The organism is Aeromonas sp. YN13HZO-058, assembly GCF_001921245.1.
Taxonomy (GTDB): domain Bacteria; phylum Pseudomonadota; class Gammaproteobacteria; order Enterobacterales; family Aeromonadaceae; genus Aeromonas; species Aeromonas allosaccharophila.
Genome location: NZ_MQSY01000028.1, coordinates 104682 through 130871 on the forward strand (window position 1 = coordinate 104682; position 26190 = coordinate 130871).

Consider the following 26190-nt stretch of genomic DNA (forward strand, 5'->3'; position numbering starts at 1 on the left):
CCATGGCGGAACCGAAATATTTTGCACACCCCAATGTGAGTTATCGTGGTAATCCCTATATTGAGGGGTTAGGTATGCCACTCTCTTCGGCACAGTTTTATGCGAACTGTGAGATTCCTTTTCACTATGAATTAGATCTTAGCGGGGTAGATGAATCGCTACATTCATATTTTATCCGTACTGCCATTGACCAACTGGCGGCGGTTTATACATCTCCAGATGAGGCGTACCGTTTATACGACCAGATGCGACGGATGATCGAGGCCGGGTATGTTCGACGCAACCCAGTTGGGGCTGATGTACGTCGGATATTAGCTGCGATTGATCGTGATAAGGCTGAACCGTGGAAGGCTGCACATGTATTGGAACTGGAGTTGTCGGTTCAATACAGCCTGTTACTGCTGGGACTGAGTGGACGTGGAAAGTCCACGATGGTAAAGCAGATTTGCAGGCAGATCCCACAGACGATAGAGCATGGTGATTATACGGATCACCATGGCAACGAGTTTGTTATTAACAGAATACAGGTGACCTATCTGTATATCGAGGTACATGATCGCCGTGGCCAAAAGGCATTACTACTGAACTTGTTGGAATCGCTGGATGCAGTCACTGGCGAGGATTACAGTCATGCGCATCGAGGTAGATCTGTCAATGAATTGATTTCGGTGGTGCAAAAGGCGTTTATCAGCCATGGGGTTGGTTTGTTGATCCTCGACGAAGCACAGAATCTGGCCAAGTCGGCCAAGAGTGAGGTGATCAGCAACAACGAAAAAACCACCATGAAATTTCTGGAGGAATTATTCAATCGAGTTGGTATACCACTGATGTTTGTCGGGACGCTGGCCACGATGAAATTATTTGAAAGCGAGATGACGCTCACTCGCCGAGCGACCAAAAATGGTTCTATGCAATTGGTGAGTTGTGACCTCGAAAGCTCATTTTGGCACCGCTTTATTCGCCTGATCTGCCAGACTAGATTGCTGAAAAACCAGACAACCTCGGAAGACGTGTTGCGCCAGCACATTCATTATTTAAGCGCAGGTATTCCAGCTATTGCGACTAGCCTAGTGCGGGTCACGCTTTCGTATCTGACCCATTTGAAACCTCAAGATCAAGATCTCTCGATAGCTGCATTGGATCGCTGCTTTAATCGCGATTTTAGAATACTCAATCCTGCGCTGACCGCATTGCGTAATGGTGCCTATTACCAATTTGAGGATCTCTCACCGATGCTCATACTGGAATCGGTGGCGAGTGGTCATGAGGTCGCTCAGCAGGTGCAACCACAGTCTGGAACTCATCTGCTGCAAGGTGATGTTAAGCTCAGCAATAAGTCGCAGAAAATAGATGTAAAACAACAGAAAACATTGGAACAGTTATCGCCGGAATTATTGTTAGGCCAGCTTGGGTATCACCTGGATACAGGTAAGCCGAAATGATCCTGCATCGATTGGAGTTGCTACCGGGCGAACATCTGGGGGCGGTGGTAGGCCGGATGCATGTGTTGAGCACGCACGGAACGTTTACAGCAACGGCCCGGGCGTTGGGGCTGAGCAGCCCACAAATCCGCCCTCACCGTTTATGTCACCCCGACGATCCTACCCTCGATACCCAGTTTCGGGCACGAGACGTTCAACGTGCGTGGCAGGATCACTCTGTCGGCAATTATTTAGCCCCCTTCCTGACTCCGCACGAGCAAGGGAGCGTGGTGGCAGCGTTGGCGGGTCATACGCCGCTCCGGCTGAGGGTGACCGGCCAACATAATATACAGCACCGACACTGGCGCTGGTGCGCAGGCTGTATCGCAGAAGATCACGAGATCCATGGCATGCCGTATTACCACCGGGATCATCAGTTGCCAGGGGTGTTTCATTGTCATCGACATCAACTCGGCTTGTCCGGGTGCTGCGCAGGCTGTGGTTTTACCGCCACGCTGTTGTCGGAACAACCCATCCCTCCCTACGATAACCTCTGCTCACAGTGCGGCCACTGGGTGGGGGGATATGATGGTCATTTTACCGAGCCGATGCGCGAGATCGAGTTAGCGTCGCTGGTATTGGCCCATTCCGCCAGCGCACTTACCCTACGCTCGCTGACCCAGTTGGTGAGTGATTCGATGGGGATATCGGGCGAGGCGATGCGCACGGTCAAGAGTATTAAAGCGATCAATATGTGGTTCAAGCAGATGGATGCGCAGAGCGATCCCCAGACATTGGCTGCGTATTTCATCAACTCTGGACGGATCGGTCAGGGCTGGCAGTTACCCCCCCAACTGCGTAATGCACGGGGCTATCATGAGCAGTCAGCCCGAGATCCGTTGCATCCTCTGGCCCACCTTCTGCTATTGCAGCATGCAGGTATCGATCTGGTAGGGCTCCTGGGATCTGAGGGGTGAGCGGTGTTGACCTCAGTGAGCCCAACCTATATTCCTGGCGAATCAGCCTACAGCTGGGTTAGCCAGTGTTTCGTACATTCTGCCTACAGTGACCGAAACCGCTTCTGTGAACGATTGTTCCATCGTCCTGCCATTCGGTTGCATCCGGTATTGCCAGGCCATATTGAGGTTACTGCCCAGGCTGCTGGAGTGGATCCGCAATACCTGCTGCACTATGGCACGGGCTTCCCGCTCTATGCCTTCGCGCTGGACGAGCAATCCCAAGTCCACGCCCTAGCGGCCGCCATGCTGGGTGAGGGGAGGGGGATCATCGCCCTGTCAGGGCAGGCCGCCAGCAAACTACATTTTGGCGGTGTCTGCCTTAAATGGTGTCCCGCCTGCCTGCGGGGGGATGAACAGGTCGTGGGTTGCGGCTACTGGCATACGGCGCACCAACTGTACGGGGTCACCGCCTGTGAAACGCACCAGCTGCGTCTGCATACCCTGGTGGCCGGTGCAGGCGGCATCGACCGCCGATTGTTCCTGCCGGATCCCGCGATACCCTGTGAACCATCACGACCATCCGCACATGAAATCTATCTCTCTGCATATATCACCGCTCTGCATCGGCATCTGTGCGTCCAGTCACCAACGGAGTCGCTAGCGGAGCTGTACCAGCGATGGCTCGGGCAACAGGGCTATCTGACGGCCCGAGGCCATCTGCGCAGCCAGGCCCTGTTGCAGGCCATGACGGAGTTCTGGCAGGGGTTGTTTGCCGATATAACGCCGATAGTGCCGCCGGGACTGGCCAACTATCGATACGTCTCGGGGCTGGTGCACGGTGACCGCAGTCACCACTACCTGAAACATGTGATGCTGATGGCGTTTGTGAGTCGCAGCCCAGCGGAGTTCTTCTCCATCGAGGCGCAGCAGGTGTTGCCTGTGCCGCCAGCGCGTGACGCGCAAGCCGCCGAGCGAGCAGTGCTAAGGTGGTTGGCAGAGCCGCTCTCCATGCGCCAGATCGCCCGCCACACCGGTTACAGTGTCGGTTATATCAAGCAACTCGCGTTGCGACACAACCACCCCGTCGAACACCGAATCCAGCGCATCACTGCGGCAGTGGCGCAGGGGATATGGCGGCAGGCGTTCATGGGGGTAAGCCGACAGCAGATCGCCCATTGCCATGGCGTCTCAGTCGGTGCGGTCGAAGCCATCATTCAGAGCCATCAGGGGTTGTCTGATTGGCGGCGGCATTTGGGCAGAGTGCGCAAGCTGCGTGAGCACCGCGATACATTGACGACATATCTGGCACAGCATGTCCATGCCAGTCGCGGTGTCATCGAGCAGGCGTGCCGAACGGCATTCAGCTGGCTCTATCAGCATGATCGCGTCTGGCTGTATCAGCAGTTGCCCGCTCCCAAACGGGCTGTTCACCATCCCAGCGTGGATTGGGCACAACGGGATCTGGAACTGGCTGCACGACTTGGGCAGCTGGCCGCACAGGCAAGATCATTGTCAGCCCTGGAGCGTGCGCTTGGCAAACCGGATTGGCTCAGGAAATACAAAGCTAGATTACCGCTCAGCTATGCGCTGGCTGTGCGACTTGTCGCTGCTTACGCAGCCCAGCATGCCAAACCCTGATGGTTGCCGTCGATATAGGCACGGCTGTCAGGGGTCAACACGAGGAGTATTGCCATGAAAGTCGAAGCCATCGTCCCCACCACGCAGGTCGTCGATATTCTCTGCGATGTCTGTGGCAGTAGCACGACAACCACCATTGGTACGCAGGAGTTCGGCACGCTGGCAGCGCGCTGGGGGTATGGTTCGCAGCACGATGGTGCGCAATATCAGGTGCATCTTTGCGAAACCTGTTTTTTCGAAGCGTTGGCAAACCTGAGGCAGGCTCATCGGTTGCAAAACCTGTTCGCGGAAGACTATCAACCCGCCGATCCGGACCACTTTGGGCGAGTTGAAGGAAATCAGGAGCTTATCTAACGATGAAGCGATTGAGACCCGTCGGCTCACGCAGGAGCGTGCCAGCCTGCGCCCAACGGCAATCAGACAACAGATACTCTCGTGTTGCATGGGAATAATTGCATTCTGCCCGTCACAGCAGGTTGTCCAAGAACCTAATTTATCCTGCGCTATGAAAGGAGCCGTGGTATGAAAGTTACACCAGAGGGGTGGGTGGTATTGCGTATCCCACCAGATGAAAAGGAGGAGCGAGTTGGCGTATTCAAAATATTTGCATCTTGGCGACAAGATGACAGATGGCGACTTTCCAGCGGAACTGGAACCCTATCAACGATAGCAAGACAGGGTGACTTTCTAGTATGGAAACAGTCATCTGGTAATGATTACTGGCTGCCATTTGATGGGGAAAATGGCATGACTTTTTATACCTGCGGGGTCCTTGAGAACATGTTAAATGCGCTTGAACTAGATCAAGGCGAGGTCATCATTCATCTCCTCAGGGATGGGCAGTTTGACTACGAAGAGCTTCGTCACCTTGAGTTTTGATTGCGTCAAAATAGCTTCGGAAATACTGGCCATTCATGTTAATGGATTCGTTTGGGCTTAAGCGGGCGATTCGACACGCTGCAAGCGGTTGAAAGGGGTCGTTCTGGTATAAACGATGACATGTACGGGTGAATCAATAAGGGACGCCGTGTTCAATTCCTCCTGCAAGGTCGATAACCGCCTGAGCGCCCATCGGTGAGGTGAGCACCTCAGCGGGCCTTTCACCCCCAAATCCCCAGGCTGGTCGAGTGAGCCATCGTAATGACTTGGTAATATCGCCGTTGTACAGGGATATGACAGCCTCCAGCGCTAGTACAACCCAGTAGAGGCGATCTCCCTGAGCGGGAGATAGGTGAACTCCCCGCCTGATTTGGCGACTCAACTCATCACGGTGAATGCCGATCATCGCACAAACAGTACGAGTGTCCGACCCTAGCAGGGCAACCAACTTGATGACGACCTCAGGGGAGACTCCGGCAACAATGTGCTGATGAGCCGCCAGCCTATTGCGAGGCATATCGAGGGATGCAAGAACATCGGTCACAGATGAACTGCTAGCGGTGAGAGCGTGGTTAGCACGATTCATGTAGCCAGTTGTCTCCATATGGGCTCTGTTGATGATGGTCGTGAACGTTGTCGGGCCCAATGTAATCCATCACTCAAGAGTTCATTGGGATCTCACCTAGTTTGGCGCACTTCGTTGGCCGTCGACGAAAGCGTTGGCGCTTTTGTGACGAATCAGGACCTGATTTGGCGATGAGCCGATTAGTGACGTTAATCGGCTCATTATCTAGGCCTTTTTGAGCCGATTAGGTTCTGGCATCGGCAACGCAGGCGTGTGTCAACCGGTGAGAGGTGTCATCTGATGACGAAAGCTTTCGCTCAGTCTCCGCTTTGCCGTCTGGCATCTCGCCCGAGCAGGGCTATCAACTGGCGTTCGCGTCTGCCGGTAGCGGGTGGGTCATTGAGTTAAACCGATCAAAATACCCGCTTGATGGCTTTTCTTGGAGTAAATCAGAGTGGCCTCCTCGCTGAGTCAAACTCACCAGCGATTTGTCATAAACTTTCACGCTAATCAGGCCCAGACTAGCTTCGGCTGAGGGTGTAAAACTGGCGCTAATTTACTATTTGGCTGCGAAGTGACCATTTTGCTAAGCAAACACTGCAATTAAACATAATGGGCATTATGCGCTGACAGATTGGCATGGTGGCTTGCAATTGTGGAGGACAGTTCTTTATTCTGTTTACCATACTTTCAGTATGGCGACAGTCGTTATGGAGTAGCGTTAATACTACTCAAATAATATGGCTTGCATTGTAGGTTCTCGTAGTAGTCCAATGTGTTACATTCACAATTTCTGATGCTGTGCAACGGTCGGTTTCACGTCTAGGAATTGGGGGCATTCAGTTACCATTACCATTTAAAGAAATGGCTGTGAATTGCTCTGATTTTTCGGGTGGACTGCCCTGCCGGGATAGAAAAACCTCAGTATAGTCAGTGCAACTACATACAATCCGCATCCAACTATCCACACCCAACCATTCCAAGATTCGTGGGTTGCACTATACAAAAATGCAAAAATAAGTGGACCGATTACACCCGTGAGGTGTGTCAAACTGGTCAGCAACCCTTGCAATTGTCCCTGTGCTACCTGACCGACACGAACAGATATAATTCCCTGCAAAGCGGGAAGAGTTATGCCACCACAAGCGAGTAACAGCACAACTGGCCAAACCATCCAGCTTTGCGTAATGACTGCCAATAAAAGTAGGCCACAGCCATCAGCCAAGATGCCAACCACGATAGCTCTCTGTTCTCCCAAATGTTTAGCGATAAAACCAGCAGCAAGTCCTTGAAACAGAGCGTGTGTAAGCCCAAACACAGCCAATGAAACACCGACCATTACGCCATCCCATGCGAAGCGCTCTTCTCCGAATAAAACCCATAATGTTGCAGGGATTTGGCCAATCAATTGAATGATGAAAAAGACAACTAGCAATCCCGATAATGGGGAGATCATCTCGCGTATGGAGGATGTGGTTTCATTGATTGTTTCATTCTTTATCTCGTCACTAACCTGATTAGCATTATGGGTCTCATGTAAAATGAATAGGGAGACCAGAAATGCCAGCCCGTTAATGGCAGCAGCGAACATAAACGGTGCCTGTACCGAAAGTTGACCTGCAAAACCACCAATGACTGGTCCAGCAATCATACCGCCACCAAAACAGGCACCCATCATACCAAACCAATGTGTCCTGGATTCCTCAGGTGTGACATCGGCAATTGTTGAGGCTGCAACAGCTCCAGTCGCACCGGTAATACCAGCAATTAAGCGTCCCAGATACAACACCCACACTACGCTGGCTGTTGCCATTAATGCGTAGTCCAGTGTTGCACCTAAAAGTGAAAGTAATAATACAGGGCGACGACCTATGCGATCTGACCAGCGGCCGAGAAGAGGGGCAAAAATCACTTGCATCATTGCATACAGCGCCAATAAAACACCGTAGTTCTCCGCAACATTAGCCTTTCCAACAAACTCCCGTAATAACGCCGGTAAGACAGGCATAATTATGCCAATCCCTATGGCATCTAAAAAAATGATGACCAGTGCCATCATCACAGTGCGGTTCATAGTTAACGCTCTCTATCGGTGATAGGGTTTGAAAAGTAACTCTATCAGTGATAGATTGTCAACAGCGAAAGGAGATAGTGATGGCACGACTAAGCTTGGACGACGTAATTTCAATGGCGCTCACCCTGCTGGACAGAGAAGGGCTAGAGGGCCTGACTACGCGTAAGCTGGCGCAGTCCCTCAAAATTGAGCAACCGACTCTGTATTGGCACGTGCGCAACAAGCAGACCCTTATGAACATGCTTTCAGAGGCAATACTGGCGAAGCATCACACCCGTTCAGTACCGTTACCGACTGAGAGTTGGCAGCAGTTTCTCCAGGAAAATGCTCTGAGTTTCCGTAAAGCATTATTGGTCCATCGTGATGGAGCCCGATTGCACATAGGGACCTCTCCTACGCCCCCCCAGTTTGAACAAGCAGAGGCGCAACTACGCTGTCTATGCGATGCAGGGTTTTCGGTCGAGGAGGCTCTTTTCATTCTGCAATCTATCAGCCATTTTACGCTGGGTGCAGTATTGGAAGAGCAAGCCACAAACCCGACAGAATACAATACAGTGATGGACGCTGTGCCACCATTATTACAGGAGGCATTTAATGTTCAGACGAGAACCACTGCTGAAACGGCCTTCCATTTCGGGCTGAAATCATTAATAGTTGGATTCTCTGCACAATTAGATGAAAAATATATGTCCATCCAGGGTAATAATAAATGATGCTGTCTATGGGGCAGTGCTAACGGTAGTAATTTTAAATCTATCGCCAGTGATTTTTATTTTTCACGCGACAAGTATTCTTGAAAATGTGTATGTGCATAGCCTTTGATAAATTAGGGAGATCCGAACAAAAGGGGGATTTCTTTGCGGGTCTGGCGGTGTTTGCCATTGAACTCGTAGTCAGCGAAGGTCAGTTGATGGCTCACGTTGGTTCTCATCCATGGTACTAAGAAAATCTGATGATCTCGTGTCAAGGATTTGTTCGCACCCTCCCCATCACGTCAAATAGAGCCTGTTTTCCAACTTAAATGTCCTGTTTGCTCACGGAGCAGATGTAGTATTACTTTTGAGTTTCCAACTTAAATGTCACATTTGGTATCGTTAACTCATTGAATACTTTGATCTGCCAGTTTCCAACTTAAATGGTTGTGATCACCTGCTGATCACTGACATTCAAGTTGGAAACCGACAATTAAGTTGGAAACTGAAAGACCCTGCACCGCAGGGTCTTTCTATTTGTGAGGTACATCGCTGCTTGTTCATTGTGCCATATAAGTGGCTTGGTTAGGGAAAGTGCAAACAAGTCCCTATTGTTAAGGCCTAATGGGCGATTCCGATACACCCGCAAGCTAAAGGCGGTTATAGCATATGAGAAGCTCAAATCTGTATCCGTGCCAAGCGCCAAGGTAGATCTGCCGTTCCAGCTCATTGAATAGAATCAACTGAGGGCGATTCACTCAGCTTTTACGGTGCCAAAATAGCGTTCTCCTATGTTACAATTGCGCGCTATTTTTGACTGAAGATTGACTGGGCATGTTGGATCAGATTCGTATCGTTTTGGTAAACACCTCTCATACCGGCAACATGGGGTCTGCGGCGCGTGCCATGAAGACCATGGGGTTGACCCAACTGGTATTGGTTGATCCGCAAGCCTTGCCGGATGACAATGCCTTCGCCCTGGCGGCAGGAGCCAGCGATGTCCTTGCCAATGCCCGTATCGTCCCGACGCTGGATGACGCGATCGCCGATTGTGGTCTGGTGATTGGCACCAGCGCTCGCTCCCGTACCCTGAGCTGGCCGATGCTTGACCCCCGTGAAGCCGGCGAGAAGGCTGTGGTTGAGGGGATGCAACACCCGGTCGCGCTGGTGTTTGGCCGTGAACGCACCGGTCTCACCAATGACGAGCTGCAAAAGTGCCACTACCACGTGGCCATTCCGGCCAATCCCGATTACAGCTCCCTCAATCTGGCCATGGCGGTGCAGACCCTCTGTTACGAAGTGCGGATGCGCTGGCTGCAGGGGCAGGCCGCCGAGCCTGAAGATGAGATGGCCTATCCGAGTGCTGCCCAGCTGGAAGGGTTCTATCAGCATCTGGAACAAACCCTGATGAAGACCGGTTTTATTGCCGATGACCATCCGGGTTATGTGATGAGCAAGCTGCGTCGCTTGTTCAATCGGGCACGGCCGGAAGCGGCAGAGCTCAACATTCTGCGCGGGATTTTGACCTCGGTGAACAAAGCGCGCGTACCGGATTAATCCGACTGATTTACTCAACCATATACTTGACTGATTTGGTCGGGTATGTGACCATGTGCCCCATTAAATTGCTTCGCAAGACGGTAAGGCACATGAGACTGACTTCAAAAGGACGTTACGCTGTAACCGCCATGCTCGACGTGGCGCTGCATGCTGAGCAGGGGCCCGTCCCCCTTGCCGATATTTCCGAGCGCCAGGGCATTTCGTTGTCCTATCTCGAGCAGCTCTTTGCCCGCCTGCGCAAACATGGTCTGGTGAGCAGCGTGCGTGGCCCGGGCGGTGGTTATCGCCTAGGTTTGGCCCCTGACGAAATCTCGGTCGGTCAGGTGATCACCGCGGTCGATGAGTCGGTCGATGCCACCAAGTGTCTCGGCAAGGGCGGCTGCCACGGCGGTACCCAGTGCCTGACGCACTCCCTGTGGCGTGATCTGAGCGAGCGGATCTCCAGCTTCCTCGGGGATATCACTCTGGCCGAGCTGGTGCGCCAGGCCGATGTGCGCCGGATTGCCGGCAAGCAAGATGAACAAATGAAGACCGTGTTGTCCCTGGTTGAACGGGCAGAACACGGCGATGTGAGCTTGAAAGTCCAACTATAAACGTGCTTTCCACAGCGGGATTCTGTATGACCCGGACTGTGACGGAGAAAAACATGAAACTGCCTATTTACCTTGATTATTCGGCAACCTGTCCGGTGGACCCGCGTGTCGCAGAAAAAATGATGCAGTGTCTCACCATGGATGGCCTGTTCGGCAATCCGGCTTCCCGTTCTCACCGTTTTGGCTGGCAAGCCGAAGAGGCGGTGGATCTGGCCCGTAATCAAGTGGCAGAGCTGATTGGTGCCGATCCCCGCGAGATCGTCTTCACCTCCGGTGCGACCGAATCCAATAACCTGGCCATCAAGGGTGTTGCCCACTTCTATGCCAGCAAGGGCAAGCACCTCATCACCTCCAAGACCGAGCATAAAGCGGTACTCGATACCTGCCGTCAGCTGGAGCGTGAAGGGTTCGAGGTGACCTACCTCGAGCCGATGCCCAACGGTCTGTTTACCCTCGAGATGATCGAGAATGCCATGCGTGATGACACCATTTTGGTGAGCCTGATGCATGTGAACAACGAAATTGGCGTGATCCAGAATATCAAGGGGCTGGGCGAACTGTGCCGCTCCCGCAAGATCCTGCTGCACGTGGATGCCGCCCAGAGCGTTGGCAAGGTAGAGATCGACGTTGAAGCGATGAAGATTGACCTGCTCTCTCTTTCCGCCCACAAAATTTATGGTCCGAAAGGGATTGGTGCGCTCTACGTGCGTCGCAAACCGCGCGTGCGTATCGAAGCCCAGATGCACGGTGGTGGTCACGAGCGCGGCATGCGTTCCGGCACACTGCCGACTCACCAGATCGTCGGTATGGGCGAAGCCTTCCGCATCGCCAAGGAAGAGATGGTCAGCGAAGGCGAGCGTGTCATGGCACTGCGTCAGCGTCTGTGGGATGGCCTGAAAGATATCGAAGCCGTTTACCTCAACGGTGATCTGGAACATCGCGTCTGCGGCAATCTCAACGTCAGCTTTGCCTATGTGGAAGGGGAGTCCCTCATCATGGCGCTGAAAGATTTGGCGGTCTCTTCCGGCTCGGCCTGTACCTCTGCCAGCCTGGAACCCTCCTATGTGCTGCGCGCACTGGGTCTGAACGACGAGTTGGCACACAGCTCCATCCGTTTCAGCATCGGTCGCTTTACCACCGAGGAAGAGATTGACTACGCGGTCAAGCTTATTCGTGACTCCATCGGTCGTCTGCGCGAGATGTCCCCCCTGTGGGAGATGTACAAAGACGGCGTCGATCTGAACACGGTCGAATGGGCTCATCACTGATCCACCGGGTCAGTGAGCAACAGAATTAGCAGGAGTGAGATATGGCTTACAGTGAAAAAGTAATCGACCACTACGAGAATCCTCGCAACGTCGGTGGTTTCGACAAGAATGATCCCAGCATCGCGACCGGCATGGTCGGTGCGCCTGCTTGTGGCGACGTGATGAAGCTGCAACTGAAGATCAGCGACGAAGGCATCATCGAAGATGCCAAGTTCAAGACCTACGGCTGCGGTTCTGCCATCGCCTCCAGCTCCCTGGTGACCGAATGGGTCAAGGGCAAGACCCTGGACGAAGCGGCTGGCATCAAGAACACCGATATCGCCGAAGAGCTGGCCCTGCCACCGGTGAAGATCCACTGCTCCATTCTGGCCGAGGACGCCATCAAGGCCGCCATCGCCGATTACAAGCAGAAGAAAGGTCTCTAAGCGTCGGAGAGCAGTATGGCTATTACCATGACAGATGCCGCCGCGGCACGGGTTTCCTCTTTTCTGGCTAACCGGGGCAAGGGCATTGGCCTGCGCCTCGGTGTCAAGACCACCGGCTGCTCCGGTCTGGCCTACGTGCTTGAGTTCGTTGATGAACTGACCGATGAAGATCAGGTGTTCGAGCAGCAGGGCGTCAAGATTATTGTTGATGCCAAGAGCCTGATCCATCTGGATGGCACCGAGCTGGATTTCGTCAAGGAGGGCCTCAACGAGGGCTTCCAGTTCAACAACCCCAACGCCAAAGGCGAGTGTGGTTGCGGCGAAAGCTTCAGTGTCTGAGCTGTTTGACGTCAATGATCTTTCGTCTGTGGTTGAGCGGGTCGCCCATGACCCGTTCAACCACATCTCATTTACCAAGGGTGAGTGAGGTTGTGGCGAACGTTTCCAAGAGGTTTGCATGAATCATTTCGAGCTGTTTGGGCTGGTTGAAGGCTTCGAGCTCGATACCCGTCAGTTGGCTGATACCTACCGCCAGCTGCAAACCCAATTCCATCCTGATCGTTTTGCCACCGCCCCCGAGCGGGAGCAGCTGGCTGCGGTGCAACGTGCCGCCCAGATCAACGAAGCATTCACTACTCTCAAGGCGCCGCTGCGCCGTGCCGAATATCTGCTCTCCCTGCGTGGCACCGATATCCGTGGTGAACAGCAGACCCTGCAAGATACCGCGTTTCTGATGCAGCAGCTGGAGTGGCGCGAGCGTCTGGCCGATCTGAAAGATGACGCCGACCCTGAGCGCGCCATCAAGGATTTTCGCAGCGAGATCAGGCATGATCACCAGATGTTGATGCAGCAGCTGACCGAGTCTCTTGCCGCCGGTAAAGATCTCGTTGCCGCTGATTGCGTTCGCAAACTCAAGTTTGTCGACAAGCTCCTCGAAGAGCTGGAACGATTCGAAGACTCGCTTCTCGAGTCTTGATCCTTTAACGCTGGAAGTTTCATTACCCATGGCATTACTGCAAATCGCCGAACCCGGCCAGAGCGCTGTTCCTCATCAGCACAAACGTGCCGTCGGCATCGATCTCGGCACCACCAACTCTCTCGTCGCTGCGGTTCGCAGCGGTCACGCCGATACCCTTTGCGATGAGCAAGGGCGCGACCTGCTCCCGTCAGTGGTGCACTATCAAAGCGACGCTATTCGAGTCGGGATTGATGCCAAGCGTGAAGCGGCACTCGATCCTCACAACACCATCGTCTCGGTCAAACGGATGATGGGCAAGGCGCTGGCCGATATCGATACCCGCCAGCAGCCTTACCAGTTTGTTGCCGCCGACAATGGCATGCCGCAACTGCAAACCCGTCAGGGGCTGGTCAATCCGGTGCAGGTCTCGGCCGAAATTCTCAAAAAGCTGGCCGAGCGTGGCGCCGCATCGCTGGGTGGCGAGCTCGACGGCGTGGTCATTACCGTGCCCGCCTATTTCGATGATGCCCAGCGTCAGGGCACCAAGGACGCGGCCCGTCTGGCCGGTTTGCACGTGCTGCGGCTGCTCAACGAGCCGACCGCGGCCGCGATTGCCTATGGCCTCGACTCCGGTCAGGAAGGGGTGATTGCGGTTTACGATCTGGGGGGCGGTACCTTCGATATCTCCATTCTGCGTCTGCACCGCGGCGTGTTTGAAGTGATGGCGACCGGCGGCGATTCCGCCCTCGGCGGTGATGATTTCGATCACCTGCTGGCGGACTGGATCAAAGAACAAGCCGGTTTGACCGGCGAGCTGGATGCCCATCTGCAGCGCGAGCTGCTGGATGTGGCCGCTGCCGTCAAACACGGTCTGACCGATGCCGAGCAGGTGGCTTGCACCTTTGCGGGCTGGCAGGGTTCAGTGAGCCGCAACCAGTTTGATGAGCTCATCACCCCGCTGGTGAAACGGACCTTGCTGGCCTGCCGCCGCGCCCTGCGCGATGCGGGCCTCGAGCAGGTGGAAGTGCTGGAAGTGGTGATGGTCGGTGGCTCCACCCGGGTGCCGCTGGTGCGCGAACTGGTGGGCGAGTTCTTCCAGCGCACGCCGCTGACCAGTATCGACCCGGACAAGGTGGTCGCCATCGGCGCCGCCATCCAGGCTGACATTCTGGTGGGCAACAAGCCCGATGCCGAGATGCTGTTGCTGGACGTTATCCCCCTGTCGCTGGGTCTGGAGACCATGGGGGGCCTCGCCGAGAAGGTGATCCCGCGCAACACCACCATTCCGGTGGCCCGCGCCCAGGAGTTCACCACCTTCAAGGATGGTCAGACCGCCATGGCCATTCACGTGGTGCAGGGCGAGCGCGAGCTGGTGGCCGATTGCCGCTCCCTGGCCCGCTTTACCCTGACCGGTATTCCGCCGATGGCAGCCGGCGCCGCCCATATTCGGGTCACCTTCCAGGTGGATGCGGATGGTCTGCTCTCGGTTAGCGCCATGGAGAAATCCTCCGGCGTGCAGGCCGAGATCCAGGTCAAGCCCTCTTACGGGCTGGCGGAGCAGGATATCCTCAACATGCTGAGTGCCTCCATCGAGAACGCCCAGCAGGATATGGATGCCCGCATGCTGGCCGAGCAGCAGGTTGAAGCCGACCGGGTGGTCGAGAGTCTCAATGCGGCGCTGGCCGCCGATGGCGATGCCCTATTGAACGCAGCCGAGCGAGCCGAGATTGATGCCGCCATCGCCCATCTGCTGACTATGCGCAACGCAGGCTCAACCAATCAAATCAAAGAAGCCATTGAGGCGGCAGATGCTGTCAGTGGCGAGTTTGCAGCCCGCCGAATGGATGCCTCCATTCGCAAGGTGCTGACCGGACAAAACGTCAACAAGGTGTAATATGCCAAAACTGATCATTCTTCCTCATCCCGTACTCTGTCCGGATGGCGCCGCCCTCGAGGGGCAAAGTGGCGAGACCATTCTGGATGTGGCGCTGCGCAACGGTATCGAGATCGAGCACGCCTGCGAGAAATCCTGTGCCTGCACTACCTGCCATTGTGTGGTGCGCGAGGGCTTTGACTCTCTCGAGCCAAGCGACGAGCTGGAAGACGATATGCTGGACAAGGCGTGGGGACTGGAGCCGGAATCGCGCCTCAGCTGCCAGGCAAAACTGGCGGAAGAGGATCTGGTGGTGGAACTGCCCAAGTACACCCTGAACCTTGCCTCTGAACGCCATTAATTACACATGAGTGAATTGCACGTGCAGCATCCTGTGGTGCTTCGGTGATATGGTGGAAGGCCGTGACCCTCGGGGGCACGGCCTTTTTTGTATTCGTTATTCTCTCTTTGCCAATAAGCTCTTTCCCATAAAGAGTGCTTATACATAGTGCCAGTAAAAAGGAAGCAAACACGATGGCTGACATGATGAAGGTAGCGTTATCCACCCAGGCTGCGGCCGCCCATTGGGGCGAGGGCGCCCAGCTCAGTTTCAATGGCGACGAGGCACTGATCCATCTCGGTGCCGCCGGTCAGGAGAAGGATGTTCTGCGCACCGTTCAGCGCGCCGCCCGTCGCCTCGAATCGAGCGGGATCAAGCGGGTGACGCTGGCCGGTGAGGAGTGGGATCTGGAGCGGCGCTATGCGTTCGCCCAGGGGTTCTACGCCGCCAAGGGGACGCGTGAACTGGATTTCGGCCAGCAGAGCGACGCGGATGCCCGCGAACTGGATGCACTGCTCAAGGCGGCCCGCTGGGTGCGTGACATCACTAATGGCTGTCCGGAAGAGATCTACCCCATGAGTCTGGCGGAATCGGCCCTGTTGCTGATCCGTGGTCTGGCCGGGGATCAGGTGACTGCCCGCATCACCGCCGGTGAAGCGCTGCGCGAGTCGGGCCATATCGGGATCTGGTCGGTCGGCCGTGGCAGCGAGCGCGAGCCGGTGCTGCTTGAGCTCGACTACAACCCGACCGGGGATCGCCATGCCCCCGTGGTGGCGGCGCTGGTGGGCAAGGGGATCACTTTCGACTCCGGTGGCTACTCCATGAAGTCCTCTGACAACATGCTGCCGATGAAGTCCGACATGGGCGGCGCTGCCATGGTCACCGGTGCACTGGCGCTGGCTATCAGCCGTGGTTTGAACCAGCGGGTGAAGCTTATTCTCTGCTGCGCCGAGAACCTGGTCTCCGGCCACGCCTTCAAGCTGGGTGACATCCTCACCTACAAGAACGGGGTTTCAGTCGAGATCCAGAATACCGATGCGGAAGGGCGTCTGGTGCTGGCTGATGGCCTGATGGCAGCCTCCGACAGTGGCGCGACTTATATCCTTGACGCAGCCACCCTGACTGGCGCCGCCAAGATGGCGCTGGGGCGCGATTACAATGCGGTGTTTGCCCTCGATGAGACCGAACAGCAGCGTGCGCTGGCCGCCGCCAAGGTGGAAAACGAACCGGCGTGGGCGCTGCCGCTGGAGCCCTGGCATGCCAGCCAGCTCACCTCGGCCTTTGCCGATCTGGGCAACGTTGCTTCAGCAGAAGGCACGGCCGGTGCCACCACGGCTGCCGCCTTCCTCTCCCGCTTCGTGCGCGATGAGGGCAAGGGCTGGGTACACCTGGATCTGGCAGCCTCCTATCAAAAATCGGGCAACGATCTGTGGGCAACCGGCGCCAAGGGCCACGGCCTGCGCACCATCGCACGCTGGCTGCAGGAGGTAACCGCATGAATGTCTGGTTAAGTCGTGAATTTGCACCGGCCGAGTGGGGGGAGGGGGCGCTGCTTTCTCACCGCGCCGACGGCATGGTGATCCATCTGGTGACGGCCAATCCGCTGCTCGATATTCAGCAGGCGGCGCGTCGCCTCTGCCAGCAAGGGATCCAGAAAGTGACGCTGGCTGGCCACTGGGAGCGTGAGCAACAGTGGGCCTTTGCCCAGGGTCTGCAAACCCCCAAGGCGGAGGTGCAACTGCAGTGGGCCATGTCATCGGAAGAGGACAGAGAGGAGCTGGAAGCGTGTTGGCTCTGTGGCCGCTGGGTGCGCGAGATGACCAATGCCACCCCGGAGCAGCTGGGCCCGCTGGAGCTGGCAGTGGAAGCCGCCTCCTTTATTACCGAGCTGGCGCCGGACAAGGTGAGCCATCGCATTTTGAAAGGCGAAGCGCTGCAACAGGCCGGTTGGGTTGGCCTTTACCAAGTGGGTCGCGGCAGTGCGCGCGAACCGGTATTGCTGGAGCTCGACTTCAATCCGGGGCGTGACCCCAAGGCGCCGGTGGCGGCAGCGCTGGTGGGCAAGGGGATCACCTTTGACTCCGGCGGTTACTCCATGAAGAGCTCCGAGGGGATGCTCACCATGAAGTGCGACATGGGGGGCGCGGCGATTGTGACCGGCGCGCTGGCGCTGGCCATGCTGCGCGGGCTCGACAAGCGGGTGAAGCTGATCCTCTGCTGCGCCGAGAACCTGGTCTCCGGTCATGCCTACAAGCTGGGGGATATCCTCACTTACAAGAACGGCACCACGGTCGAGATTGTGAATACCGACGCCGAGGGGCGGCTGGTGCTGGCCGATGGCTTGCAATTGGCGAGCGACAGTGGCGCACCGCTGATCATCGATGCTGCCACCCTGACCGGCGCCGCCGTGATGGCGCTGGGGGGGCGCTACAATGCCCTGTTTGGCCTCGACAAGGGGTTGGTGAGCCGAGCCATGACCTATGCCGATGCAGAGCAGGAGCCGGCCTGGCCGCTGCCGCTGGAGCCCTGGCACCGCCAGCAGTGCCCCTCCCATTACGCCGACACGGCCAACAGCCGTCCGGTGAAAGGGGGCGGGCCGGGTGGCGCCTCCAACGCGGCGGGCTTCCTCTCCCGTTTCGTTGCCAACGAAGGGATGGGGTGGCTGCATATCGATCTGGCAGCCTGCTTCAGTGACAACGGCGATGCTCTCTGGGCGCCGGGGGCCAATACCCTGGGGATGCGCACCATAGCGCGGGCCCTGCTGGCGGAAGCCAAATAGGCGAGACAAGGCACCTTCGGGTGCCTTCTTTCATGCTGTTCGAATAGTGAGCAAAAGATGGGGTTTTGGCGGCTTAAGGTCACTATCGTGCGCAAGCGCACATATTTTCCGGCTCTGCTCGGTCAAGATGAGCGTGGATGTTGATTGCAAGGGAGTGATGTTTAATAAAAAGTTGCTTGTTTGTGTGTTTTTCCGGGTTTTGTTTACGTATAATCGCCAGCGAACATGGATTCTAACAATAAATCTCTGTAGTTAAGGAAAGATATCAATGGCCATCGAACGTACCTTCTCTATCGTCAAACCGGATGCTGTCAGCAAGAACCTGATCGGCGAGATCTACCACCGCATGGAAAGCGCTGGCCTGACCATCGTTGCTGCCAAAATGCTGCGTCTGACCAGCGAACAGGCCGCCGGCTTCTACGCCGAACATCAAGGCCGTCCTTTCTATGATGCGCTGGTGACCTTTATGACCTCCGGTCCGGTCATGGTGCAGGTGCTGGAAGGGGAAAATGCCGTTCAGCGTTACCGCGACCTGATGGGGCTGACCAATCCCGAGCAAGCCCTGGCCGGTACCCTGCGTGCCTGCTTCGGCGAGAGCATCGACCGCAACGCGGTGCACGGTGCCGACAGCTTTGCCTCTGCCCAGCGTGAAATCGCTTACTTCTTCAGCGAAAACGAGCTCTGCTCCCGCGACTAATCTCGTGACTGATGCCTGCAAGGGAGCTTCGGCTCCCTTTGTTGTTTTCGCCGTTTACGCAATATCCCTCTATTCTCCAGGTGGAAAGCCAGACCCATTATTTGTACAATGCCGCCCCCTGACGTCGTCAGCCAATAATTGATGAAGTGTTTGAACTGAGGCCATTGATGAGCGAAACAAAAATCAACCTGCTGGATCTTGATCGGGATGCCATGCGTGCCTTTTTCGTCGAACTGGGCGAGAAGCCATTCCGGGCAGATCAGGTAATGAAGTGGATCTATCACTTTGGGTGTGATGATTTCGATCAGATGACCAACGTCAACAAGGTGCTCAAAGAGCGCCTCAAGGCGATCGCCGAGATCAAGGCGCCCGAGATCAGCCGCGAGCAGCGTTCTGCCGATGGCACTATCAAGTGGGCCCTGCAGGTGGGTGATCAGGAAGTAGAAACCGTCTACATCCCGGAAGATGACCGCGCGACCCTCTGCGTCTCCTCTCAAGTCGGCTGTGCGCTGGAGTGCAAATTCTGCTCGACCGCCCAGCAAGGCTTTAACCGTAACCTGAAAGTCTCCGAGATCATCGGTCAGGTGTGGCGTGCGGCCCGCGTGGTCGGTGGCAAGCGCCCCATCACCAACGTGGTGATGATGGGGATGGGCGAGCCGCTGCTCAACTTGGCCAACGTGGTGCCCGCCATGCGTCTGATGATGGATGACTACGGTTTTGGCATCTCCAAGCGCCGGGTGACCATCTCCACCTCTGGCGTGGTACCTGCGCTGGACAAGCTGGGCGACCAGATCGACGTGGCGCTGGCTATCTCTCTGCATGCCCCGAACGACAAGCTGCGTTCCGAGATCATGCCGATCAACGACAAGTACAACATCGAGGAGTTCCTCGCCGGTGTCCGTCGTTACCTCGAGAAGTCCAACGCCAACGGTGGTCGAGTGACCGTCGAGTATGTGCTGCTCGATCATATCAATGACGATATGCAGCATGCTCACGAGCTGGCCAAGGTACTCAAGGACACCCCGAGTAAGATCAACCTGATCCCGTTCAACCCCTTCCCGGGCAACCCTTACGGCAAGCCGAGCAACAGCCGTATCGATCGCTTCTCCAAAGTGCTGATGGAGTACGGTTTCACCGTGATCGTCCGCAAGACCCGTGGCGATGACATCGACGCCGCCTGTGGTCAGCTGGTGGGTGACGTAATTGACCGTACCAAGCGAACTATCAAAAATCGGATGCAACAGGATGGGATTTCCGTCAAAATGGTTTAAATGCTAAGCCATTGTATAGACAGGGAATGGATACACGTACATTGATCGTAGTGGCAGCGCTCTGCGCGCTGCCTGGCTGTGTGACCGAGACCACTTACGCTGGCCAGAATTCGACCCAGCGTGAAGTGGGCCCCGACCTCAAGGCGGCAGCCCAGACCCGTCTCGACCTGGGTATTCAGTACCTGCGTCAGGGCAATGCCGAGCAGGCCAAGTTCAATCTTGACCGCGCCCTCCAATATGACTCCTCCAATCCTCAGGTGCAGATCGGTTTTGCCTACTTTTACCAGAAGGTAGGGGATTTCAAGGCAGCCGAAACTCATTACAAGAACGCCCTTGCCATGGATCCGTCCAATGCTGACGCAATGAACAACTATGGTGCCTTCCTCTGTGATCGCGGCCGTTATGACGAGGCAGATCAAGCGTTCAACCAGGCGGTTATTCAGCCAGGCTATGTAAAAATTGCCGATACCTATGAAAATGCGGCACTTTGTGCGCTGCAAAATCGCAGAAATGATAAAGCAGGCGAGTACTATCGCCTGGCCTTGGGGTATAATCCCCGCAATCCAGGGTTATTGCTGGACTTGGCCGAGCTTTCCATGAAAGATGGCAAGCTGCCTGATGTGCAGTCCTACCTCGCCCGTTTTGCCGATGTGTCAGACGAGAATGAGGAGAGTCTCTGGTTGAGACTGCGACTGGCACAGGCGATGGACAAGCCGGCATTACTTCACCAATTCGGGACTGAGCTGGTAAGGCAATATCCCACTTCGCAACAAGCCAAGCGTTATTTAGCCAATGACTATTGAACAGCCACACGATATCCAAGACGACTCCCAGGCAGCAGGCCCAGGCCAATTGCTGCGCAACGCCCGTGAACAGCTTGGCTGGACACGAGAACAGGTTGCGTCCCGCATTCACCTTCGTCTGACCCTGATCGCCGCTATCGAATCGGATACCTACGACAAGCACACGTCCCATACCTTTATCCGGGGCTATCTGCGTACCTATGCCAAGCTGGTCGGGATCCCCGAAGAGACCATTTTGGCCGCATACGACAAGCTGGGTCTGACGCCGCCCGATAATATCGACATGCAGAGCTTCTCCCGTCGCTCCCGCCAGCAAGCCAACGATAGTCGGCTCAAGGTGGTGACCTGGCTGGTGATCCTGGTGTTGATTGCGCTCTCGGTCGCCTGGTGGTGGCAGAGTACCGCACGTCGCTCCGCCGGTGATGAAGCCCTGGCTGCCACCGAGATGAGTGCGACCAGCTCGACCCCGGCTGCGCCCGCTATCACGCCGCCCGATGCGATCAATACCGATGCGGTGGAAGGGGTGACTGTCGCGCCTGCCGCCACTGACGTGACTGCCCCAGCGGTGGTTTCCGAGGCGAGCGCCACGCTGGCACCGGCCTCTGCTGCCGTGGCCCCGACCGATGTCAGCGCTGATGTCGGCACGGTGGCCGATGTTGCGGTATCCGGCGCCAATGGCACCGAATCTAATGAGGCTGTCGTTGATCCTGCGACGGCACCGCAACTGAAGATGAGCTTCACCGCCGATTGCTGGCTGGATGTGAAGGATGCCAACGGCAAGACCCTGTTCAGTGGTCTGAAGAAGGCCAACGACGAGCTGGTGCTGGAAGGCGCCGAGCCCCTGAAGTTCATCATTGGCGCGCCGATGGCCGTCAAGCTTGACTACAAGGGGCAGTCGTTTGATATGAGCCGTTACAACAACGGTCGTACTGCCCGCTTCTCACTGCCGCAGGAGTAACCTGTTTCTCATGTCTTCTCACGAATCTCCCATCATTCGTCGTAAATCCAGACAGATCATGGTTGGTAATGTACCGGTTGGGGGCGATGCCCCCATTACCGTGCAGACCATGACCAACACCAAGACCACCGATGTCGCCGCCACCGTCGAGCAGATCCAGCGGATCGAGCGGGTCGGCGCCGATATCGTCCGTGTCTCCGTGCCCACCATGGAAGCGGCGGAAGCGTTCCGGCTCATCAAACAGCAGACCCGCATTCCCATCGTCGCCGATATCCACTTCGACTACCGCATCGCCCTGAAAGTGGCCGAGTACGGTGCCGACTGCCTGCGTATCAACCCGGGCAACATCGGCAACGAGCAGCGGGTGCGTTCGGTGGTCGATTGCGCGCGCGACCTCAATATCCCGATCCGTATCGGGGTCAATGGCGGGTCGCTGGAGAAAGATATTCAGGAGAAGTACGGCGAGCCAACCCCCGAAGCGCTGGTAGAATCTGCCATGCGTCACGTGGACTATCTCGATCGCCTCGACTTCCAGGATTTCAAGGTGAGCGTCAAGGCATCCGATGTGTTCCTGGCGGTCGGTGCCTATCGCCTGCTGGCCAAACAGATTGAGCAGCCGCTGCACCTTGGCATCACCGAAGCGGGCGGTTTCCGTGCCGGCGCGGTGAAGTCAGCCATCGGTCTGGGCATGCTGCTCACCGACGGCATCGGCGATACCCTGCGTATCTCGCTGGCGGCGGATCCGGTGGAGGAGGTGAAGGTCGGTTTCGATATCCTCAAATCCTTGCGCATTCGCTCCCGTGGCATCAACTTTATCGCCTGTCCCTCCTGCTCACGGCAGGAGTTCGATGTGATCGCCACCGTCAACGCATTGGAAGAGCGGCTCGAAGACATTATCACCCCGATGGATGTCTCCATCATCGGTTGCGTGGTGAATGGCCCGGGCGAAGCGCTGGTCTCTGATCTTGGTCTGGCAGGGGCTGCCAACAAGAGTGCCTTCTATGAAGGGGGCCTGCGGGTCGATCGGCTCGACAACAAGGATCTCATTCCGGTGCTGGAGCGACGCATTCGCGCCCGGGCCGCCATGATGGATCCCGCCAACCGGATCCTGATGGACAAGGATTGAGCAAATCGGGGCCACACTGGGTGGCCCTTTTTCCAGGTGACTGATTTTAAATCCCGCATCCGGATTCCCTGATTTTACCTTGGGGGGGAAAATCCCTATAATGCGGCCAAATTTTACCTCTTTTTCTCGAGTATCAACGTGGCAAAACAGATCCAAGCTATTCGCGGTATGAATGATTGCCTGCCGGAGCAGAGCCCGGTATGGCAGAAGGTTGAACAGATCCTGCGCCAGGTCGTTGCCAGCTATGGCTACAGCGAAGTGCGCATGCCGATTGTCGAGCAGACTCATCTGTTCAAGCGCGCCATCGGTGAAGTGACCGACGTGGTCGAAAAAGAGATGTACACCTTTGAAGACCGCAACGGCGACAGCCTGAGCCTGCGTCCGGAAGGGACCGCCAGCTGCGTCCGTGCCGGTATCGAACACGGTCTGCTCTACAACCAGGAACGCCGGATGTGGTACATGGGCCCCATGTTCCGTCACGAGCGTCCCCAGAAGGGCCGTTACCGCCAGTTCCACCAGTTCGGTGTCGAGCTGTTTGGCATCAACGGGCCGGATATTGACGCAGAACTGATCATGCTGACCCACCGCCTGTGGCGTCTGTTTGGCATAAGCGAGCATGTCACTCTGCAGCTCAACACCCTGGGCCAGAGCGCCGAGCGCGCCGCTTACCGCGATGCGCTGGTGGCCTATCTGGAGCAGTACAAGGATCAGCTGGACGAAGAGAGCCAGCGCCGGATGTACAGCAACCCGCTGCGGGTGCTCGACTCCAAGGATGAAAAAGTACAGGCCATCCTGGTGGGTGCTCCGCGTCTGTTCGACCATCTGGGCGAAGAGAGCCTGGCCCACTTCGAGGGGCTCAAGCGCCTGCTCGAGTCTGCCGGTATCAAATACGAAGTGAACGAGCGTCTGGTGCGTGGTCTTGACTACTACAACCTGACCGTGTTCGAGTGGGTCACCAGCAGTCTGGGTGCCCAGGGCACCGTCTGTGCCGGTGGCCGCTATGACGGTCTGGTGGAGCAGCTCGGTGGTCAACCGACCCCGGCCGTGGGCTTTGCCATGGGCATGGAGCGTCTGGTGCTGATGCTGGAGACCCTCGAGCTCAACGCCGATATCCGCCCAGCGGTGGATGTCTATCTGGCGATGGTGGGCGAGGGGACCGAGCAGGCTGGCTTCCAGTTGGCCGAGCGTCTGCGCGATGCCCTGCCGGACTTGCGCCTGATGAGCCACTGCGGTGGTGGCAACTTCAAGAAACAACTCAAACGTGCCGACAAGAGCGGCGCGGCAATCGCCCTGATCCTTGGTGAAACCGAGGTGCAAAACGGGGAGATCACTATCAAATATCTGCGTGGTCAGGCCGAGCAACAGACCGTCAAGGTTGACGCCGCCATTGCCCTGCTGGCAGCCAAAGGAGAGTAAGCTGTGGAAGTCTATACCACCGAAGAACAACAGGTTGAGGTTATCAAGGAGTGGTGGAAAGAGAACGGAACCTCGGTGATTGCCGGGACCGTGATCGGTCTGGTCGGTCTGTTCGGCTGGCGCTATTACAACCAGCATCAGCAAGAGACCATGGAGGCCTCCTCCCAGGCTTACAATCAGGTGATTGAACAGCTGGCCAAGGGCGATGCAGCCGGTTTCGAGCAGGCACAGCAGTTTGTCACCACCAACAAGGGTGACTCCTACGCCGAGCTGGCCGCTCTGCAACTGGCTGCCGCTGCCGTCAAGGCGGGCAAGCTGGATCTGGCTGTCGAGCAGCTGGATCTGGTGGCCACCACAGGTGACGAGAGTATTCGCCCCATCGCGGCCCTGCGTCTGGCCCGTGTGCTGAATGATCAGGGCAAGGCGGACGAAGCGCTGGCCAAGCTGGCGACCATCCAGAATGACGCCTTCAAAGCGCAGGTAGCCGAAGCCCGTGGCGATGTGCTGCAAAAGCAGGGCAAGACCGAAGAGGCCCGTGATGCCTATCAGGCGGCGGCCGATGCCGGCGGCCTGCAGGGGAGCGCCGAGCTCAAGCTGAAAATGGACGATCTGGCCCTGCCGGCCGTTGCGACTGGTGAGGCACCGGATGCGTAATCTATTCAAGATGGTAGCGCTGGGGGCTGCGGTCTCCTTCGCTCTGCAGGGTTGCTCCCTGTTCAGTTCGGAAGAGGATCTCAACCCGATGGCACCGCTGCCCGTGGTTGAATCTGCCTTCTCCGCCGACACCGCATGGTCATCTACCGTGGGTGATGGCATCGGTGACTTCTACTCCCAGCTCAAGCCGGTGGTGGAAGAGGATCGCATCTATGCGGCCGCCCGTGATGGTGATGTCACCGCGTTCGATCGGGCCAGTGGCGATCGCCTCTGGACCGTCGATCTGGCTGACCTGCCGGTCAATGCCGACAAGCGCAGCGCCCGCCTCTCCGGTGGTCTGGTCTCCCGTTACGGCAAGCTGTTCCTCGGCTCCGAGAACGGGGTGGTCTACGCCCTGAACGAAGAGAACGGTGAAGTGCTGTGGCAGACCAATGTGCCCGGCGAAGTGGTGGCGAGCCCTGCGGTGGAAGATGGCCGCGTGGTGGTGCTGACCACCTCCGGTCGCCTGATTGCCCTCGATACTGACGAAGGCAAGCTGCAGTGGTCGCTCTCCGAAGAGCAGCCGCCGCTGACCCTGCGCAGTGCCGGTGCGCCGGTGATCACCAACGGCGCCGTGATTTACGGCCGTGCTGATGGCAAGGTGGGCATTGCCCTGCTGAGCAACGGCCAGCCGGTGCGTCAGTCCAAGGTGGCTGATGCCCGCGGTGCTACCGAACTGGACCGTATGGTCGACGTCGATGCTAGCCCGCTGATCGCCGGTGATGAGCTCTATGCCATCGCCTACAACGGCCAGCTGATGGCTCGCAAACTGATGACCGGCGACGAAGTGTGGAAGCGCAAGTATTCCGGCTATCGCGACCTGGCGATGACCGGCAATGCCATTGTGCTGACCGACAGCCGCAGCCATCTGTTTGCGGTCGATCGTCGCAACGGTCTGGAGCTGTGGTCCAACACCCAGCTGGAGAATCGTACCGTCACTGCACCTGTCATCTTCGGTGACTATGTGGTGGTGGGTGATGTGGAAGGATACCTGTATTGGCTTGATCGTACCGACGGTACCATCAAGGCGATGCAGCAGCTCGATAGCAGTGGCCTCTACGCCGCCCCGCTGGTGGATGGCGAGACCCTGTATGTGCAGAGCCGTGACGGCAAGTTGTACGCCCTCAAGCGTCCTTGATCGTCCGATAATGTGAATATCCGGCTCCTGGTCTTCGGACCCGGAGCCTTTGTCGTCTTGAGAA

At 56.6% G+C, this 26190-nt stretch carries 26 protein-coding genes; 24 read left to right on the forward strand and 2 right to left on the reverse strand.

The genetic code is table 11. The annotated features are described in order from the left end of the window. Positions 1-2 precede the first annotated feature (2 nt). The 5 genes from BSP75_RS06745 to BSP75_RS06765 all read left to right on the forward strand — a co-directional run bounded on the left by BSP75_RS06745 (position 3) and on the right by BSP75_RS06765 (position 4897). A complete protein-coding gene (locus BSP75_RS06745; protein WP_011899277.1) occupies positions 3-1442 on the forward strand; it encodes an AAA family ATPase in 1440 nt (479 codons plus the stop codon). Next, on the forward strand, positions 1439-2398 hold the full coding sequence (locus BSP75_RS06750; protein WP_042657575.1) for a TniQ family protein: 960 nt from the start codon (positions 1439-1441) through the stop codon (positions 2396-2398). Before BSP75_RS06745 ends, BSP75_RS06750 begins: the two co-directional genes overlap by 4 nt. 15 nt (positions 2399-2413) lie before the next feature. Beyond that, complete coding sequence (locus tag BSP75_RS06755) at positions 2414-4018, forward strand: TnsD family transposase (RefSeq protein WP_223945899.1); 1605 nt, start codon at positions 2414-2416, stop codon at positions 4016-4018. A 54-nt stretch (positions 4019-4072) separates the two neighbouring features. Then, complete coding sequence (locus tag BSP75_RS06760) at positions 4073-4372, forward strand: hypothetical protein (RefSeq protein ID WP_011899273.1); 300 nt, start codon at positions 4073-4075, stop codon at positions 4370-4372. Positions 4373-4540: 168 nt separating this feature from the next. Continuing rightward, positions 4541-4897: a hypothetical protein gene (locus tag BSP75_RS06765; RefSeq protein ID WP_011899272.1), complete on the forward strand. Its 357-nt coding sequence runs from the start codon at positions 4541-4543 to the stop codon at positions 4895-4897. Between the two features lie 133 nt (positions 4898-5030). Here BSP75_RS06765 and BSP75_RS22150 read toward each other — a convergent pair whose 3' ends face one another. Both BSP75_RS22150 and tet(E) read right to left on the reverse strand, forming a co-directional pair. Further along, a complete protein-coding gene (locus tag BSP75_RS22150; protein WP_011899271.1) occupies positions 5031-5501 on the reverse strand; it encodes an antitoxin Xre/MbcA/ParS toxin-binding domain-containing protein in 471 nt (156 codons plus the stop codon). Between the two features lie 817 nt (positions 5502-6318). Continuing rightward, the gene (gene tet(E) / locus BSP75_RS06775) at positions 6319-7536 is read right to left on the reverse strand and encodes a tetracycline efflux MFS transporter Tet(E) (protein ID WP_011899270.1); all 1218 of its coding nucleotides are present in this window, start codon (positions 7534-7536) and stop codon (positions 6319-6321) included. An 80-nt stretch (positions 7537-7616) separates the two neighbouring features. Between tet(E) and BSP75_RS06780 the strand changes: the two genes are divergently transcribed. The 19 genes from BSP75_RS06780 (at position 7617) to bamB (ending at position 26126) form a co-directional block, all read left to right on the forward strand. Continuing rightward, entirely contained in the window at positions 7617-8249 is a 633-nt protein-coding gene (locus BSP75_RS06780) for a tetracycline resistance transcriptional repressor TetR(E) (protein WP_011899269.1), read from the forward strand. 813 nt (positions 8250-9062) lie between these two features. Next, entirely contained in the window at positions 9063-9785 is a 723-nt protein-coding gene (gene trmJ / locus BSP75_RS06785; RefSeq protein WP_075112669.1) for a tRNA (cytosine(32)/uridine(32)-2'-O)-methyltransferase TrmJ, read from the forward strand. A gap of 92 nt (positions 9786-9877) precedes the next feature. Continuing rightward, positions 9878-10381, forward strand: coding sequence for a Fe-S cluster assembly transcriptional regulator IscR (iscR, locus tag BSP75_RS06790; protein WP_042063444.1), 504 nt, complete (start codon positions 9878-9880; stop codon positions 10379-10381). 53 nt (positions 10382-10434) lie between these two features. Beyond that, positions 10435-11649, forward strand: a complete 1215-nt coding sequence (locus BSP75_RS06795) for an IscS subfamily cysteine desulfurase (RefSeq protein WP_075112670.1) — start codon at positions 10435-10437, stop codon at positions 11647-11649. 41 nt (positions 11650-11690) lie between these two features. Further along, on the forward strand, positions 11691-12074 hold the full coding sequence (iscU, locus tag BSP75_RS06800) for a Fe-S cluster assembly scaffold IscU (RefSeq protein ID WP_040094674.1): 384 nt from the start codon (positions 11691-11693) through the stop codon (positions 12072-12074). Positions 12075-12089: 15 nt separating this feature from the next. Then, positions 12090-12413 carry an iron-sulfur cluster assembly protein IscA gene (iscA, locus tag BSP75_RS06805; protein WP_005333812.1) on the forward strand — a complete coding sequence of 108 codons (324 nt, stop codon included), beginning with the start codon at positions 12090-12092 and terminating at the stop codon, positions 12411-12413. A gap of 118 nt (positions 12414-12531) precedes the next feature. After that, complete coding sequence (gene hscB / locus BSP75_RS06810; RefSeq protein WP_042013204.1) at positions 12532-13050, forward strand: co-chaperone HscB; 519 nt, start codon at positions 12532-12534, stop codon at positions 13048-13050. Between the two features lie 28 nt (positions 13051-13078). Then, entirely contained in the window at positions 13079-14926 is a 1848-nt protein-coding gene (hscA, locus tag BSP75_RS06815; protein ID WP_075112671.1) for a Fe-S protein assembly chaperone HscA, read from the forward strand. Position 14927: 1 nt separating this feature from the next. Next, positions 14928-15266: an ISC system 2Fe-2S type ferredoxin gene (fdx, locus tag BSP75_RS06820; RefSeq protein ID WP_075112672.1), complete on the forward strand. Its 339-nt coding sequence runs from the start codon at positions 14928-14930 to the stop codon at positions 15264-15266. A gap of 173 nt (positions 15267-15439) precedes the next feature. After that, positions 15440-16744: an aminopeptidase PepB gene (gene pepB, locus BSP75_RS06825; protein ID WP_075112673.1), complete on the forward strand. Its 1305-nt coding sequence runs from the start codon at positions 15440-15442 to the stop codon at positions 16742-16744. After that, positions 16741-18024, forward strand: a complete 1284-nt coding sequence (gene pepB, locus BSP75_RS06830) for an aminopeptidase PepB (RefSeq protein ID WP_075112674.1) — start codon at positions 16741-16743, stop codon at positions 18022-18024. Before pepB (BSP75_RS06825) ends, pepB (BSP75_RS06830) begins: the two co-directional genes overlap by 4 nt. Positions 18025-18292: 268 nt before the next feature. Continuing rightward, positions 18293-18721, forward strand: a complete 429-nt coding sequence (gene ndk / locus BSP75_RS06835; protein ID WP_033136074.1) for a nucleoside-diphosphate kinase — start codon at positions 18293-18295, stop codon at positions 18719-18721. A 167-nt stretch (positions 18722-18888) separates the two neighbouring features. Beyond that, a complete protein-coding gene (locus tag BSP75_RS06840) occupies positions 18889-19992 on the forward strand; it encodes a bifunctional tRNA (adenosine(37)-C2)-methyltransferase TrmG/ribosomal RNA large subunit methyltransferase RlmN (protein WP_033136073.1) in 1104 nt (367 codons plus the stop codon). A gap of 11 nt (positions 19993-20003) precedes the next feature. Beyond that, a complete protein-coding gene (tapF, locus tag BSP75_RS06845) occupies positions 20004-20795 on the forward strand; it encodes a PilW family type IVa pilus biogenesis/stability lipoprotein TapF (protein WP_148140637.1) in 792 nt (263 codons plus the stop codon). Continuing rightward, positions 20785-21753 (forward strand): cytoskeleton protein RodZ, encoded by a 969-nt coding sequence (gene rodZ, locus BSP75_RS06850; RefSeq protein WP_075112676.1) that lies wholly within the window; start codon positions 20785-20787, stop codon positions 21751-21753. Before tapF ends, rodZ begins: the two co-directional genes overlap by 11 nt. A 10-nt stretch (positions 21754-21763) precedes the next feature. Beyond that, on the forward strand, positions 21764-22879 hold the full coding sequence (ispG, locus tag BSP75_RS06855) for a flavodoxin-dependent (E)-4-hydroxy-3-methylbut-2-enyl-diphosphate synthase (RefSeq protein WP_075112677.1): 1116 nt from the start codon (positions 21764-21766) through the stop codon (positions 22877-22879). A 138-nt stretch (positions 22880-23017) separates the two neighbouring features. Then, positions 23018-24295 carry a histidine--tRNA ligase gene (gene hisS / locus BSP75_RS06860; RefSeq protein WP_033136069.1) on the forward strand — a complete coding sequence of 426 codons (1278 nt, stop codon included), beginning with the start codon at positions 23018-23020 and terminating at the stop codon, positions 24293-24295. A 3-nt stretch (positions 24296-24298) separates the two neighbouring features. Further along, positions 24299-24949 carry a tetratricopeptide repeat protein gene (locus BSP75_RS06865; RefSeq protein ID WP_075112678.1) on the forward strand — a complete coding sequence of 217 codons (651 nt, stop codon included), beginning with the start codon at positions 24299-24301 and terminating at the stop codon, positions 24947-24949. Then, a complete protein-coding gene (bamB, locus tag BSP75_RS06870; protein ID WP_075112679.1) occupies positions 24942-26126 on the forward strand; it encodes an outer membrane protein assembly factor BamB in 1185 nt (394 codons plus the stop codon). The genes BSP75_RS06865 and bamB overlap by 8 nt, the downstream gene beginning before the upstream one ends. The last annotated feature ends 64 nt before the right edge of the window (positions 26127-26190 follow it).

Bases quoted from the DNA above. Each gene is read 5' to 3' on its own strand.
- BSP75_RS06745 (WP_011899277.1), top strand. From the start codon at position 3: ATGGCGGAACCGAAATATTTTGCACACCCCAATGTGAGTTATCGTGGT.
- BSP75_RS06750 (WP_042657575.1), top strand. From the start codon at position 1,439: ATGATCCTGCATCGATTGGAGTTGCTACCGGGCGAACATCTGGGGGCG.
- BSP75_RS06760 (WP_011899273.1), top strand. From the start codon at position 4,073: ATGAAAGTCGAAGCCATCGTCCCCACCACGCAGGTCGTCGATATTCTC.
- BSP75_RS06765 (WP_011899272.1), top strand. From the start codon at position 4,541: ATGAAAGTTACACCAGAGGGGTGGGTGGTATTGCGTATCCCACCAGAT.
- BSP75_RS22150 (WP_011899271.1), bottom strand. From the start codon at position 5,501: ATGGAGACAACTGGCTACATGAATCGTGCTAACCACGCTCTCACCGCT.
- BSP75_RS06780 (WP_011899269.1), top strand. From the start codon at position 7,617: ATGGCACGACTAAGCTTGGACGACGTAATTTCAATGGCGCTCACCCTG.
- trmJ (WP_075112669.1), top strand. From the start codon at position 9,063: ATGTTGGATCAGATTCGTATCGTTTTGGTAAACACCTCTCATACCGGC.
- iscR (WP_042063444.1), top strand. From the start codon at position 9,878: ATGAGACTGACTTCAAAAGGACGTTACGCTGTAACCGCCATGCTCGAC.
- BSP75_RS06795 (WP_075112670.1), top strand. From the start codon at position 10,435: ATGAAACTGCCTATTTACCTTGATTATTCGGCAACCTGTCCGGTGGAC.
- iscU (WP_040094674.1), top strand. From the start codon at position 11,691: ATGGCTTACAGTGAAAAAGTAATCGACCACTACGAGAATCCTCGCAAC.
- iscA (WP_005333812.1), top strand. From the start codon at position 12,090: ATGGCTATTACCATGACAGATGCCGCCGCGGCACGGGTTTCCTCTTTT.
- hscB (WP_042013204.1), top strand. From the start codon at position 12,532: ATGAATCATTTCGAGCTGTTTGGGCTGGTTGAAGGCTTCGAGCTCGAT.
- hscA (WP_075112671.1), top strand. From the start codon at position 13,079: ATGGCATTACTGCAAATCGCCGAACCCGGCCAGAGCGCTGTTCCTCAT.
- fdx (WP_075112672.1), top strand. From the start codon at position 14,928: ATGCCAAAACTGATCATTCTTCCTCATCCCGTACTCTGTCCGGATGGC.
- pepB (WP_075112673.1), top strand. From the start codon at position 15,440: ATGGCTGACATGATGAAGGTAGCGTTATCCACCCAGGCTGCGGCCGCC.
- pepB (WP_075112674.1), top strand. From the start codon at position 16,741: ATGAATGTCTGGTTAAGTCGTGAATTTGCACCGGCCGAGTGGGGGGAG.
- ndk (WP_033136074.1), top strand. From the start codon at position 18,293: ATGGCCATCGAACGTACCTTCTCTATCGTCAAACCGGATGCTGTCAGC.
- BSP75_RS06840 (WP_033136073.1), top strand. From the start codon at position 18,889: ATGAGCGAAACAAAAATCAACCTGCTGGATCTTGATCGGGATGCCATG.
- rodZ (WP_075112676.1), top strand. From the start codon at position 20,785: ATGACTATTGAACAGCCACACGATATCCAAGACGACTCCCAGGCAGCA.
- ispG (WP_075112677.1), top strand. From the start codon at position 21,764: ATGTCTTCTCACGAATCTCCCATCATTCGTCGTAAATCCAGACAGATC.
- bamB (WP_075112679.1), top strand. From the start codon at position 24,942: ATGCGTAATCTATTCAAGATGGTAGCGCTGGGGGCTGCGGTCTCCTTC.